14 protein-coding genes are annotated in these 12,296 nt (G+C 44.0%); 6 read left to right on the plus strand and 8 right to left on the minus strand.

Annotated features, from left to right (window positions below; translation table 11 throughout):
* Positions 1 to 43: 43 nt before the first annotated feature.
* Genes NL626_RS03565 through sdhC form a run of 4 tightly spaced genes read right to left on the minus strand, consistent with a single transcriptional unit; the run spans position 44 to position 3,267 of the window.
* Positions 44 to 754, minus strand: a complete 711-nt coding sequence (locus NL626_RS03565; protein ID WP_005382174.1) for a succinate dehydrogenase iron-sulfur subunit — start codon at positions 752 to 754, stop codon at positions 44 to 46.
* A 15-nt stretch (positions 755 to 769) separates the two neighbouring features.
* Positions 770 to 2,536, minus strand: a complete 1,767-nt coding sequence (gene sdhA / locus NL626_RS03570; protein WP_005382172.1) for a succinate dehydrogenase flavoprotein subunit — start codon at positions 2,534 to 2,536, stop codon at positions 770 to 772.
* Positions 2,537 to 2,881, minus strand: coding sequence for a succinate dehydrogenase, hydrophobic membrane anchor protein (gene sdhD, locus NL626_RS03575; RefSeq protein WP_005382169.1), 345 nt, complete (start codon positions 2,879 to 2,881; stop codon positions 2,537 to 2,539). It lies immediately after the preceding gene.
* Positions 2,875 to 3,267 (minus strand): succinate dehydrogenase cytochrome b556 subunit, encoded by a 393-nt coding sequence (gene sdhC, locus NL626_RS03580; protein ID WP_017634811.1) that lies wholly within the window; start codon positions 3,265 to 3,267, stop codon positions 2,875 to 2,877. Before sdhC ends, sdhD begins: the two co-directional genes overlap by 7 nt.
* A gap of 397 nt (positions 3,268 to 3,664) precedes the next feature.
* Between sdhC and NL626_RS03585 the strand changes: the two genes are divergently transcribed.
* Positions 3,665 to 4,954 (plus strand): citrate synthase, encoded by a 1,290-nt coding sequence (locus NL626_RS03585; RefSeq protein WP_005382163.1) that lies wholly within the window; start codon positions 3,665 to 3,667, stop codon positions 4,952 to 4,954.
* Positions 4,955 to 5,045: 91 nt separating this feature from the next.
* Here NL626_RS03585 and NL626_RS03590 read toward each other — a convergent pair whose 3' ends face one another.
* Positions 5,046 to 5,804: a Nif3-like dinuclear metal center hexameric protein gene (locus tag NL626_RS03590; protein ID WP_253656994.1), complete on the minus strand. Its 759-nt coding sequence runs from the start codon at positions 5,802 to 5,804 to the stop codon at positions 5,046 to 5,048.
* Between the two features lie 232 nt (positions 5,805 to 6,036).
* On the opposite strand from NL626_RS03590, the gene NL626_RS03595 reads away from it, so the two are divergent.
* Positions 6,037 to 6,810, plus strand: a complete 774-nt coding sequence (locus tag NL626_RS03595) for a DUF1853 family protein (protein ID WP_253656995.1) — start codon at positions 6,037 to 6,039, stop codon at positions 6,808 to 6,810.
* 61 nt (positions 6,811 to 6,871) lie between these two features.
* Here NL626_RS03595 and pgm read toward each other — a convergent pair whose 3' ends face one another.
* Together pgm and seqA are read right to left on the minus strand one after the other, a co-directional pair.
* Positions 6,872 to 8,518: a phosphoglucomutase (alpha-D-glucose-1,6-bisphosphate-dependent) gene (pgm, locus tag NL626_RS03600; protein WP_253656996.1), complete on the minus strand. Its 1,647-nt coding sequence runs from the start codon at positions 8,516 to 8,518 to the stop codon at positions 6,872 to 6,874.
* Positions 8,519 to 8,610: 92 nt separating this feature from the next.
* Complete coding sequence (seqA, locus tag NL626_RS03605; protein WP_138939155.1) at positions 8,611 to 9,153, minus strand: replication initiation negative regulator SeqA; 543 nt, start codon at positions 9,151 to 9,153, stop codon at positions 8,611 to 8,613.
* Between the two features lie 92 nt (positions 9,154 to 9,245).
* Here seqA and NL626_RS03610 point away from each other — a divergent pair, with 92 nt between their 5' ends.
* From NL626_RS03610 to fldA, 3 genes are all read left to right on the plus strand, one after another.
* On the plus strand, positions 9,246 to 10,013 hold the full coding sequence (locus NL626_RS03610) for an alpha/beta fold hydrolase (RefSeq protein WP_017819953.1): 768 nt from the start codon (positions 9,246 to 9,248) through the stop codon (positions 10,011 to 10,013).
* Between the two features lie 112 nt (positions 10,014 to 10,125).
* Complete coding sequence (locus tag NL626_RS03615) at positions 10,126 to 10,347, plus strand: DUF2788 domain-containing protein (protein WP_005393038.1); 222 nt, start codon at positions 10,126 to 10,128, stop codon at positions 10,345 to 10,347.
* 48 nt (positions 10,348 to 10,395) lie between these two features.
* Positions 10,396 to 10,929, plus strand: a complete 534-nt coding sequence (gene fldA, locus NL626_RS03620) for a flavodoxin FldA (protein WP_005382146.1) — start codon at positions 10,396 to 10,398, stop codon at positions 10,927 to 10,929.
* A 52-nt stretch (positions 10,930 to 10,981) separates the two neighbouring features.
* On the opposite strand, the gene NL626_RS03625 is transcribed toward fldA, so the two are convergent.
* Positions 10,982 to 11,485: a DUF4442 domain-containing protein gene (locus NL626_RS03625; protein ID WP_005382144.1), complete on the minus strand. Its 504-nt coding sequence runs from the start codon at positions 11,483 to 11,485 to the stop codon at positions 10,982 to 10,984.
* Positions 11,486 to 11,685: 200 nt separating this feature from the next.
* Here NL626_RS03625 and fcrX point away from each other — a divergent pair, with 200 nt between their 5' ends.
* The gene (gene fcrX / locus NL626_RS03630) at positions 11,686 to 12,135 is read left to right on the plus strand and encodes a ferric iron uptake transcriptional regulator FcrX (protein ID WP_005382141.1); all 450 of its coding nucleotides are present in this window, start codon (positions 11,686 to 11,688) and stop codon (positions 12,133 to 12,135) included.
* The last annotated feature ends 161 nt before the right edge of the window (positions 12,136 to 12,296 follow it).

Genomic DNA, 12,296 nt, shown 5'->3' on the forward strand with positions numbered 1-12,296 from the left:
TCGGGTGATCCGCAACACTGCGACATTCCTAAGAGCGAGTAAATTAAACCGAACGATTAACCAACATCGACTTAATGTGACCGATGGCTTTCGTCGGATTTAATCCCTTAGGACAAACACTTACACAATTCATGATGCCATGGCAACGAAAAACGCTAAATGCATCATCAAGATCAGACAAACGTTCATCTGTTGCCGTATCGCGGCTATCAATTAGCCAACGGTACGCTGCGAGAAGACCAGCTGGGCCGATGAATTTATCAGGGTTCCACCAGAATGATGGGCAAGACGTTGTACAACATGCACACATGATACATTCGTACAATCCATCTAAATGCGCACGGTCATCAGGCGATTGTAGATTCTCACGTGATGGTGGTAATGCACCATCATCAATCAAGAATGGTTTAACTTTCGCATAGTTATCATAGAACTGCGTCATGTCAACGATAAGATCGCGCACGACAGGTAACCCTGGTAGTGGACGAATAACTATCTTATCGCCTTGTAGAGCAGATAACGGTGTGATACACGCTAGGCCGTTTTTACCATTCATATTCAAACCATCAGAACCACATACCCCTTCACGGCATGAGCGACGGAACGCGATGCTTGGATCTTGCTCTTTTAGCAGAATCAATGCATCAAGCACCATCATGTCTGAGCCTTCGTCTACCTCAAGGGTATACTCTTTCATGTAAGGCTTAGTATCCACATCCGGATTGTAACGGTATAAAGAGAAGTTTAATTTCATAGTCGTATCCTCCCTTTAGTATGTACGTACTTTCGGCGGGAAAGCTTCACGATGCGTTGGCGTCATGTTCACATCACGCTTAGTCATCGCTTCTGTTTCCGGATTGTAGATAGAGTGGCATAGCCAGTTCTCATCATCACGCTCAGGGAAATCGAAACGAGCATGTGCGCCACGACTCTCTGTACGGTAGTTCGCTGCAACGGCAGTTGAAAACGCGGTTTCCATCAGGTTATCAAGTTCTAGACACTCGATACGCTGCGTGTTGAACTCTGAAGACTTGTCCGCTAGATGCGCGTCTTTCAAACGTTCGCGAATCACTTTCAACTCTTCTAGACCGGTTGCCATCGCATCGCCTTCACGGAATACCGAGAAGCTGTTTTGCATGCATGCTTGTAGGTCTTTACGAATCTGAACTGGATCTTCACCACCAGTGCTGTTTTCCCAACGCATAGTACGCGCTAGAGACGCTTCAATATCAGATTCTGTTGCAGGACGAGCTTCCGCTTGCGCTGCTAGCGTTTCGCCAAGGTGCAAGCCAGTAGCACGACCAAAGACGACCAAGTCTAGTAATGAGTTGCCGCCCAGACGGTTAGCACCGTGTACCGATACAGAAGCAATCTCACCACATGCGTAAAGGCCTTGTACTTCCATCTCGCTACCGTCGGCCTTCTGCTTAATTGCTTGGCCAGAGACTTGAGTAGGTACACCACCCATCATGTAGTGACAAGTTGGAATTACTGGAATTGGCTCTTTCACTGGGTCAACGTGTGCAAATGTACGAGACAGTTCACAGATACCTGGTAGACGTGATTCAAGTACTTCTTTACCAAGGTGATCAAGTTTCAACTTGATATGTGGACCCCAAGGACCATCACAGCCGCGGCCTTCACGAATTTCAATCATCATTGAACGAGCAACCACGTCACGACCAGCAAGGTCTTTCGCGTTTGGTGCGTAGCGCTCCATGAAGCGTTCACCATCTTTATTTAGAAGGTAACCACCTTCACCACGACAACCTTCCGTCACTAGAACACCCGCGCCAGCAATACCTGTTGGGTGGAACTGCCACATTTCCATATCTTGCATTGGAACGCCTGCGCGAAGCGCCATACCAACGCCATCACCCGTGTTGATGTGCGCGTTAGTGGTCGATGCGTAAATACGACCTGCACCACCTGTAGCTAGAATGGTCGCTTTCGATTTGAAGTAACAGATTTCACCCGTTTCCATACAAATCGCAGTACAACCCATGATTGCGCCGTCTTGGTTTTTCACAAGATCCAAAGCGTACCACTCCGAGAAGATGGTTGTTTTGTGTTTTACGTTTTGCTGGTAAAGCGTGTGAAGAAGTGCGTGACCAGTACGGTCTGCAGCAGCGGCTGTACGAGCAGCCTGCTCACCACCAAACTCTTTAGATTGACCACCGAATGGACGTTGGTAGATGGTACCGTTATCGAAACGAGAGAATGGAAGACCCATTTTTTCAAGCTCGATAACTGACTCAGGACCATTTTTACACATGTATTCAATCGCGTTCTGGTCACCGATGTAGTCGGAACCTTTAACGGTATCGTACATGTGCCATTGCCAATCGTCTTTGTGCGAGTTACCCAGAGCAACAGTAATGCCACCCTGTGCAGACACAGTATGAGAACGTGTTGGAAATACTTTTGACAACAAAGCACATGATAGGCCTTGTTCTGAAATTTGTAGTGCAGCGCGCATACCTGCACCACCAGCGCCGATTACTACGGCATCAAACTCACGAACTGGAATAGACACTTACGCACCCCACAGAATAAATAGACCAGAGAAGACATAGCCGAATAGCACGGCAATAACACCAAGTTGTAGTGCGCCACGTAGTTTCGCGCACTTAATGTAATCAGTTAATACCTGCCACAAACCAACCCATGCGTGAATCAGGATCGAGACAAGTGCCAACATGGTGAATACTTTAGTGAAGGTACCACCAAAGAATTGGGTCCAAGATGCGTAAGAGATATCTGAAAATGCACAGAAGCTAATCAGATAAATCGTGTATAACGTCATAATGATTGCAGTTGCACGAATTAGTAGGAAATCGTGTACACCATTACGACCAAATGAAGATACGTGTTTTACCATACCAAGATCCCCGCCAATAATGATAATACTGCTGTTGCACCAAACGCGACTTTAGCGCTCATCGTGCCTGAATCTAGTTCTTCAAAGTGACCTAGATCCATCAATAAGTGACGGATACCACCTGCGATGTGGTAGGCAAGTGCAGTAAGAATTCCCCACAGGATGAATTTTACGAAGAAGCTATCGACGATGTCAGCGGCTTCCATAAAACCCATTGGGGATGACAGAGAAATGGATAGTAACCACAGTAATATACCCACCGCAACAAACGTAATTACCCCAGACACACGGTGTAGGATGGATGCGATTGCTGTGATAGGAAAGTGGATGGTCTGTAAATCTAAATTAACAGGTCTTGACTTTCTTTCTTTCACGGGCTTGCTCACTCAGCTCCATTGAGCATTTATTGTTATAACCAATTTCAGCTTCCAAACGTACAAAAGTTAACATCTATTTAACAAATATCGCGAGTAACCACCCAGATAATTGTAAACAATTTGTTAACAAACGGAATCCAGCAACAAACCTCACTCTTTGTTTCTAGCCCCCGAATTTATAAGGATTTAACTAAAATTTTCTTTGCCAATATACGGCGAGCAACATTCTAATACAATTGGTGTAACAAATTATGCTACATAGAACAGATTTTTAACGATTTTCATGAGAAAAATCATAACAAGTGCACACAAAGATGGAGAAAAATTGACTTTAAGCTTTAACAACAGTACAAAAATGGCACATAAACATCCTGGACGGATTAAATAATAAACAAAGGAGATTGTTATGGCGGATAAGAAAGCGACCCTTCATGTTGAAGGTCAAGCGCCAATCGAACTGCCAATTATGGACGGTACGCTAGGTACACCTGTAATTGACGTTCGTAAGCTGGGAGCCAATGGTTACTTTACTTTTGACCCAGGTTTTCTTGCCACTGCATCTTGTGAATCATCAATCACGTACATCGATGGCGGCAAAGGTATTCTTTTGCACCGCGGTTTCCCGATTGATCAATTAGCCAATAACGCAGATTACTTAGAAGTATGTTACATCCTTCTTTATGGTGAAGCCCCTACCCGAGAACAATACGAGCAATTCAAAACGACCGTTACTCGTCACACAATGGTACACGAGCAAATCGCAAGCTTTTTCCATGGCTTCCGACGCGATGCTCATCCAATGGCGGTAATGTGTGGTGTAGTTGGAGCACTTGCAGCCTTCTATCACGACTCTCTTGACATTAACAACGACGAACACCGCGAAATTGCAGCGTACCGTCTGCTGTCAAAAATGCCAACGCTGGCGGCGATGTGTTACAAATACTCTATCGGTCAGCCATTTATTTACCCTCGTAACGACCTTAGCTACGCTGAGAACTTCTTGCATATGATGTTCGCAAACCCTTGCGAAGAGTATGAAGTAAATCCTGTGGTTGCCCGTGCGATGGATAAGATTTTCACTCTACACGCGGATCACGAACAGAATGCGTCGACATCAACTGTACGCCTAGCTGGCTCTTCTGGTGCGAACCCATTTGCATGTATTGCCGCTGGTATTGCATCCCTTTGGGGGCCTGCTCACGGTGGTGCAAACGAAGCCTGCTTGAGAATGCTAGAAGAGATTGGCAGCGTCGATAACATCCCTGAATATGTAGACCGCGCGAAAGACAAAGATGACCCATTCCGCTTAATGGGCTTTGGTCACCGCGTTTACAAGAACTACGACCCACGTGCGACAGTAATGCGCGAAACGTGTCATGAAGTTCTCAAAGAGCTAAACATTCAAGACCCTCTGCTAGACGTTGCAATGGAACTTGAGCGCATTGCGCTTTCTGATGAGTACTTCGTGTCTAAGAAGCTGTACCCGAACGTAGACTTCTACTCAGGTATCATTCTTAAAGCGATTGGTATTCCAGTTTCTATGTTTACGGTTATCTTCGCGATTTCTCGTACCATCGGCTGGATTGCTCACTGGAACGAAATGCATAGCGATCCACTGAACCGCATTGGTCGTCCTCGTCAGCTATACACTGGCGAAACACAACGTGAGTTTTCTCCACTTCACGAACGTGAATGATCTTTTAGTACGAAGATAGACAAACAAAAGGGTTGAGATTTTCGTCTCAACCCTTTTTCTTTTCAGCACTTAACGTTACGAATAGCGAACGTCAAACCGGATTATCTATATCGATAAACTCCACATGTAGGCCATATTCATCCGCTAGCCATTTGCCTAAGGCCTGAACACCATAACGCTCAGTAGCATGATGACCTGCAGCAAAGTAATGAATGTCCATTTCACGAGCGGTATAAGTGGTGCGCTCTGAAATTTCTCCAGAGATAAATGCATCCAGCCCGTGCTGTACAGCAAGTTCAATGAAGTCCTGTCCTCCACCGGTGCACCAGCCGACTGCCTCAATCATCTTATCGGTATTCTCTGGGGCGATATGCAGAGGCTCTCTATCAAGAACTTGGTTGATCTTACTCGCAAATTCAACACCAGACATCGGCTTTTTCAAGCGCCCAAACATAGCAACTGACTGAGGGTGCCCTTCAAGCCCACCTTCTACTTCGATTTCAAGTAAGCGAGCTAATTCAGCGTTGTTGCCTAGCTCTGGATGAATATCTAGAGGAAGGTGATAACCATATAAGTTGATACCATTTTTGATCAGGCTACGAATTCGTTTACCTTTCATACCACGAATTGGCTCAGGCTCACCTTTCCAAAAATAGCCATGATGAACAAGCAATGCGTCTGCATTAAGCTCAATCGCTTTATCGATTAAGGCTTGAGAGGCGGTTACGCCAGTGATAACACGCTTTACCGCTGATTTCCCTTCTACCTGTAACCCATTTGGCGCGTAATCTTTAATTAACTGCGGTGACAGTTTGTCATTAAGAATCTGTTCTAGCTTTAAGTTATTCATTATTACTTCCAATTTCTAGCGCATGTAAACCTAAATAACCTCTCGATGGAATCAGACGAAAGAGTGCAACCTAGTTGATACAACAACGTTTTTGACATCTGGCACCTTGATATCATTTAGGTCTTTAAAGTGTATCTCGAACCCTAATATCGATGCTAGCCACCCTACCCTCAAAAGCAAATTTAGTTACAATAACAAAGCTTGTCGCCTCACCATAAATTTAGGGATACGGATGAACCAACTGCAACGCTTTTACCAATGGATCGCCACTTCACCTCCGCTTTTCAAGTTACGCCCTCCGTTTGCAACCTTAGAAGATGTCTCGGTCAAACCTTTGAATAGCTCAGAACAATACAATGGTAATCCGAGACTGGGTTTTTTATATCAGCACCTATGCACTGCGGCTCTTTCTAATTCAGGACGATATCAGATTATTGCCGAAGAGATTCAGTTAAACGACGCTAAAGGTAAGACCATTGGTGCTGTCGATTTGGTGTTGAGGAATACAGAATCAAATCAGATAGAACATTGGGAAGTGGCGATTAAGTTTTATCTTCTTTGCAACGGCATTTGGTATGGCCCGAATGCTCACGACCAGTTACATGCAAAATTGGATAGAATGCTCATGCATCAGCTGAAAATGAGCGATCGCCCGGAATTTCAAAAAATAATTCCTTTAAACGACTCTCCAGAAGAGCGCCTAATGATGCAAGGACGACTCTATATTAATCCGTTTACTCCAGAGCCAACTCCTAAGGAGTGCTTGGGTTATGAATTAAATCCAAGTCAGATTAGTGGTTACTGGTGCTATCAAAGTCAATGGGATTTAATTGGTAAACCCCTTTATCATTTACATAAACCATGCTGGGCGATCGGAACAGACGATTTCTCTCAACCTATTGAAAAGCCTTTAGATCGATTCATACACGCACAAACGGAAGACGGTCAATTCTGGTTTGTGGTACCAGATTCATGGCCCGGAGATAAAGCTGTTCGGGGCACTTAAACATGAAAGGGTTGATGTTTTCACATCAACCCTTTGCTAGATACATTGACCATTGGATGTTTTACAAACCAGCGGCTGCAAATACTTGATTAACTATTTCTTGTGCTTCAGCTTCGATTTGTTTCAGATGTTCTTCACCTTTGAAGCTTTCACAGTAAATCTTGTAGATGTCCTCTGTGCCTGATGGACGAGCAGCGAACCAACCGTTAGCTGTCGTTACTTTAAGGCCACCAATCGCAGCACCATTGCCTGGTGCATGCGTGAGACGAGCCGTAATTGGATCACCCGCTAGTGTTTCAGCCGCGACAATTTCTGGTGACAACTTCTTCAGTACGTCTTTTTGAGGGCCATTCGCTACAGCTTGAATACGGTTGTATTTCGACTCACCGTGTTTCGCCGCTAGCTCTTCATAGTAGTCTTGTGGGTTCTTACCCGTTACCGCAGTGATCTCTGCCGCTAGAAGACATAACAAGATGCCGTCTTTGTCTGTTGACCAAGGCGTACCATCTTTACGAAGAAAAGATGCCCCGGCACTTTCTTCGCCACCGAAGCCGAATTTACCAGTGTACAGACCATCAACAAACCATTTAAAGCCTACTGGTACTTCACATAGCTCACGACCTAGATCCGCAACAACACGGTCAATCAGTGCACTTGATACTAGTGTTTTACCAACAGCTACATCTTTACCCCACGCGTCACGATGACGGTACAAGTAGTCGATACAAACGGCTAAGAAGTGGTTCGGGTTCATCAAACCTTTTGGCGTAACGATACCGTGACGGTCGTAGTCAGGATCGTTACCAAATGCTAAATCGTATTCGTCTTTCAGTGCCAATAGACCCGCCATTGCGTAAGGAGAAGAACAGTCCATACGCACAACGCCGTCTTTATCTAGCGACATGAATTGGAAAGAAGGATCGATCGATTCACTTACTAGCGTTAGGTCTAGGTTGTATGCCTGACCTATTTGACGCCAGTAATCGATGCCGCTGCCACCCAATGGATCTACACCAATCTTCAGGTTTGCTTTTTGGATTGCTTCCATATCGATAACGTTCACCAGGTCATCGATGTATGGCTTCACCAAGTCCATCTCTACAAACAGATCCGATGCTTTTGCTTCTGCTAGTGGTAGGCGTTTCACACCTTGTAAACCTTCAGCAATCAGTTCGTTCGCACGATCTTCGATAGCTTGAGTCAACTCTGCTTCTGCAGGACCACCATGTGTCGGATTGTATTTGATACCGCCGTCTTGTGGTGGGTTATGTGATGGGGTAATAACGATACCGTCTGCTTTTTCATCGTGTTTGATGTTGTAAGTCAGAATCGCGTGTGAAATACCCGGTGTTGGCGTGTAACCGTTGTCTTGTTGGACAATCACTTTCACACCATTTGCGATCAATACTTCAATCACACTTGAAAAAGCTGGTTCAGATAGCGCATGCGTGTCTTTACCCACAAACAACGGGCCAGTTGTGCCTTGCTCAGCACGAACTTCTGCTACCGCTTGAGCGATCGCTAAAATGTGGTTTTCGTTAAAAGTGTGCTTGTCTGCAGTACCGCGGTGGCCAGAAGTACCAAATTGAACTTTGTGTTCTGCGTTTGCCGCGTCTGGTTGAAGTAAGAAGTAGTTAGCAACGAGTGCTGGGATATTGTGAAGATCTTCCTGCTGCGCTTTTTGCCCAGCACGAGGGTGCATAGCCATGTTTGACATCCTTTCTTTCAATACAAATAAAATTAAAAAAGCCTCATAATATCCGCTCACTGCGACGCATTATGAGGCTTCTATCAGGTTTCTTAGATTGAACCTGTTACTTTTTCTATTAAGTCAGGTTGGAACCCCATGTGTGCCATCACTTGTTCAACCATCTGTCTTTTACGACTTGTATTGTTATTCGTGATAACCCAAAACGGTGTGCCAGGAATGGCTTTTGGCTTGGTCGTATTACCGTTTGCTAGCAAGGTTTCTTCATTATCTGCAAAGTACACGCGTTTGCGTCCTTTTACATTCGTAGCCTGGGCGAAACCTTCTGGATTCAATTTATGTAAGGTCGATAATACCAACATAAAGCGATCAATCGCTTTTTTTAGACCGGCAAACTCATCAGAAATAAGCAGCGAACGCATTTCTTTCACTACATCAACAGATTCCGTTTTACCCGCATCTTTACTTACTACAATCCCTTGTGGCTTCTCTACTACAGGCGCGGCTTTAGCTTCCTGCAACTGACCATCAAGGTTTAAAAGGCGTCGCAAAATTTCCGAGGCGCTTTCACCGATATGCTTAGTTTGACTAGCTATATAACGGTATAGATCCTCATCAACCTCAATTGTTTTCATTCGCTTTTCACATTCTCAATGTTTAAACTCTGGGGGATTATAACGAGATCCACGCGGATACTCCACGTTAAACCCATCACGAATAAGATAAAATGTCAGCATTACTCAACTATAAGCAGGAAGGCCAAGGCCAAACAGTTGTTTTGATTCACGGATTGTTTGGTAGTTTAAGTAATCTGGGTCTACTCGCCCGCGATCTTATTAAAGATCACACGGTGATCAGTATTGATCTGAGAAATCACGGCCTCTCTTTCCACTCCGAAGTCCATAACTATACCGATATGGCAAAAGATGTGGCTCAGCTCCTTCAGCACTTAAACGTTGAGCCATCTATTGTTATTGGTCACTCCATGGGCGGAAAAGTCGCGATGGCTCTTGTGGACATTGCTCCAAATGTAGTCAAGCAGTTAGTCGTTCTCGACATGGCGCCTGTTGCCTACACTACGAACCGTCACGATAATGTTTTTAACGGCTTACATGCTGTTATTAATGAAAAACCAGCAAATCGACAGCAAGCCATGGATATCCTAGCTCAACATATTGAACTCGATGGTGTAAGACAATTTCTCTCTAAATCACTGTACAAAAATGGCGATAAGATGGATTGGCGGTTTAACGTACCGAGCCTTTTTGAGAATTATGACCAAATTATTGGCTGGCAAGAAATCACACCAACAGATATCCCAACTTTATTTATCAAAGGCGGCGACTCTGACTACTTAATGCCAGAACATCAGCCGGCAGTGAAGCGACAATTTAACCATGCTAAAGCACACATTATCGCTGGCACTGGTCACTGGTTACACGCCGAGAAACCGACAGAAGTAATGAGAGTCATTCGAAAATACATTTCGAGTTAACAAATTCGAAAAGCAACACTAGATTATTGAAATAACCCTTCTTGTAGTGCATTAACTTTACCGTTTAACAGTGGTATAGTGCGCCCAAGATTTTTCGGCATGAAGGGCTAAAATGCTTTACGACTATATGGATATGCTCGAGTCTATTGGACTCGATCTTCTTTTTGCTGCTATCTTTTTTTTCATCGGGATGGCGATAAAAGATGTGCTAAAGCAAGGCAATGTACCTGTTTTTGGTCGTCGTATTGTGTGGTTAGTCCTTTTCCTAGGCTGTGCTGGCTTTATTGCAAAAGGTGTAATTCAGCTAACTTGGGAAGGCTCAGGGTTAGGTTAAACCCTTAGTAGCATCGCCAATAACAAACAATGTAAAGGTATAGACTCTATGGCAAGTGTAGGTATCTTCTTCGGTAGCGACACAGGTAATACTGAAGCCGTTGCAAAGATGATTCAAAAGCAACTAGGTAAACATCTAGTTCACGTTCAAGACATCGCGAAAAGCAGCAAAGAAGACATTGATAACTTCGATCTTCTTCTTCTAGGTATCCCAACTTGGTACTACGGCGAAGCACAATGTGATTGGGATGACTTCTTCCCTGAACTTGAGCAAATCGACTTCTCTACTAAGCTAGTGGCTATCTTTGGCTGTGGCGACCAAGAAGACTACGCAGAATACTTCTGTGACGCGATGGGCACAGTCCGTGATATCGTTGAGTCTAAAGGCGGCACAATTCTTGGCCATACCTCGACAGAAGGCTACGAATTTGAAGCGTCTAAAGCACTTGTTGAAGGTGACGAAAGCCAATTCGTAGGTCTATGTATTGATGAAGACCGCCAACCAGAATTGACTGACGAGCGTGTTGAAAGCTGGGTTAAACAGATCTATGAAGAGATGTGTTTAGCTGAGCTAGAAGGCTAATCAAATTGAATGATGCAAAGACCTCCACTTGGAGGTCTTTTTGTATGTATTGTCACACAGCATCGGTAAGTACTTCCTCTTCGCGATACTGAGGTTTCTTTCTTACATAAAGCTTGCGTTGAACCTCTGAAACCACATTCCCCTGTTTATCTTTTACATGAGTAATAAACTCAGGAAAACACTTTTCTCCATTCCGTGTCATTTGATAAATGTTTTCCAGCATCCCTTCAGTGACCTCAAATTCTGCAAACAAATCACTTTGCCCCGGCTTAATAAAGTTAATGCTTGCCTCTTTATCCCACACATAATATTCCTCTCGTAGAATCCCCATCAGCATCAACGAGTAAATAGGATCAGTTAAAGAGAAAATACTGCCGCCATATTGGGTGCGATTGGCATTTTTATTCCACCAGCGAAGCTTTAAACGTACCTTTACAGTACGGAAGTCTTGAGAAATATGTAAGATTTTAATACCCGCCCCCCAAAAAGGAGGCCAAATATTGAGTGCGAACTTTACAATTCCTGGTTTGTATATCTTCGCTAGTCGCCTATTCATCGCTATCTCTGCCCTCTCCAAGCTTAATGTTACATAATTGTAACTGGTCAGAGCTGTAATATAATAGACCTATTTCTAATTTACAAAAAGATTCTATTAACCCTTTGAAGTTCGTGGTTTAATGTTCCGAACGCTTATCCTATAATGGTAGGAAGATTGAATTCTGTTAAATCGCTGCAGATGATCCAACGGGAAAGTATATGTCAGATAATAATCAGGCGCTGAAGGATGCGGGTTTAAAAGTAACCCTTCCGAGGCTAAAAATTCTAGAAGTACTTCAGCAGCCAGACTGCCAGCACATCAGTGCTGAAGATTTGTACAAAAAGTTGATTGATCTAGGTGAAGAAATTGGCCTAGCAACTGTTTACCGAGTTCTAAACCAGTTCGACGATGCTGGTATTGTAACTCGTCACCACTTTGAAGGTGGAAAGTCAGTCTTCGAATTATCGACTCAACATCACCACGACCACCTAGTGTGCCTAGACTGTGGTGAGGTAATTGAATTTTCTGACGATCTTATTGAAGAACGTCAAAAAGAGATTGCAGCTAAGTACAATGTCACACTAACAAACCACAGCTTATACTTGTACGGCAAGTGTAGCGATGGTGGTTGTAAAGACAATCCAGATGCACACAAACCGAAAAAATAAGGGTTTGTTAATTTAAAAAGTAAACGTCAGCACATGCTGGCGTTTTTTGTTTCTAGAAGTCAGAACCTTAGACGTCAGTACTTTGGTTACAGAACAAAAGCTACTAAACACCCATCTTTTTTCTCCACAGTTTTGCACATCTATATAGCACTCTGTGGGAT

The sequence above is a fragment of the Vibrio sp. Y58_MX_L22 genome, from assembly GCF_024181865.1.
Taxonomy (GTDB): Bacteria; Pseudomonadota; Gammaproteobacteria; order Enterobacterales; family Vibrionaceae; genus Vibrio; species Vibrio alginolyticus.

What these genes read in the sequence shown, in the direction of transcription:
- NL626_RS03565 (WP_005382174.1), bottom strand. Translation starts at nt 754, where the DNA reads ATGAAATTAAACTTCTCTTTATACCGTTACAATCCGGATGTGGATACT.
- sdhD (WP_005382169.1), bottom strand. Translation starts at nt 2,881, where the DNA reads ATGGTAAAACACGTATCTTCATTTGGTCGTAATGGTGTACACGATTTC.
- NL626_RS03585 (WP_005382163.1), top strand. Translation starts at nt 3,665, where the DNA reads ATGGCGGATAAGAAAGCGACCCTTCATGTTGAAGGTCAAGCGCCAATC.
- NL626_RS03590 (WP_253656994.1), bottom strand. Translation starts at nt 5,804, where the DNA reads ATGAATAACTTAAAGCTAGAACAGATTCTTAATGACAAACTGTCACCG.
- NL626_RS03595 (WP_253656995.1), top strand. Translation starts at nt 6,037, where the DNA reads ATGAACCAACTGCAACGCTTTTACCAATGGATCGCCACTTCACCTCCG.
- pgm (WP_253656996.1), bottom strand. Translation starts at nt 8,518, where the DNA reads ATGGCTATGCACCCTCGTGCTGGGCAAAAAGCGCAGCAGGAAGATCTT.
- seqA (WP_138939155.1), bottom strand. Translation starts at nt 9,153, where the DNA reads ATGAAAACAATTGAGGTTGATGAGGATCTATACCGTTATATAGCTAGT.
- NL626_RS03610 (WP_017819953.1), top strand. Translation starts at nt 9,246, where the DNA reads ATGTCAGCATTACTCAACTATAAGCAGGAAGGCCAAGGCCAAACAGTT.
- NL626_RS03615 (WP_005393038.1), top strand. Translation starts at nt 10,126, where the DNA reads ATGCTTTACGACTATATGGATATGCTCGAGTCTATTGGACTCGATCTT.
- fldA (WP_005382146.1), top strand. Translation starts at nt 10,396, where the DNA reads ATGGCAAGTGTAGGTATCTTCTTCGGTAGCGACACAGGTAATACTGAA.
- NL626_RS03625 (WP_005382144.1), bottom strand. Translation starts at nt 11,485, where the DNA reads ATGAATAGGCGACTAGCGAAGATATACAAACCAGGAATTGTAAAGTTC.
- fcrX (WP_005382141.1), top strand. Translation starts at nt 11,686, where the DNA reads ATGTCAGATAATAATCAGGCGCTGAAGGATGCGGGTTTAAAAGTAACC.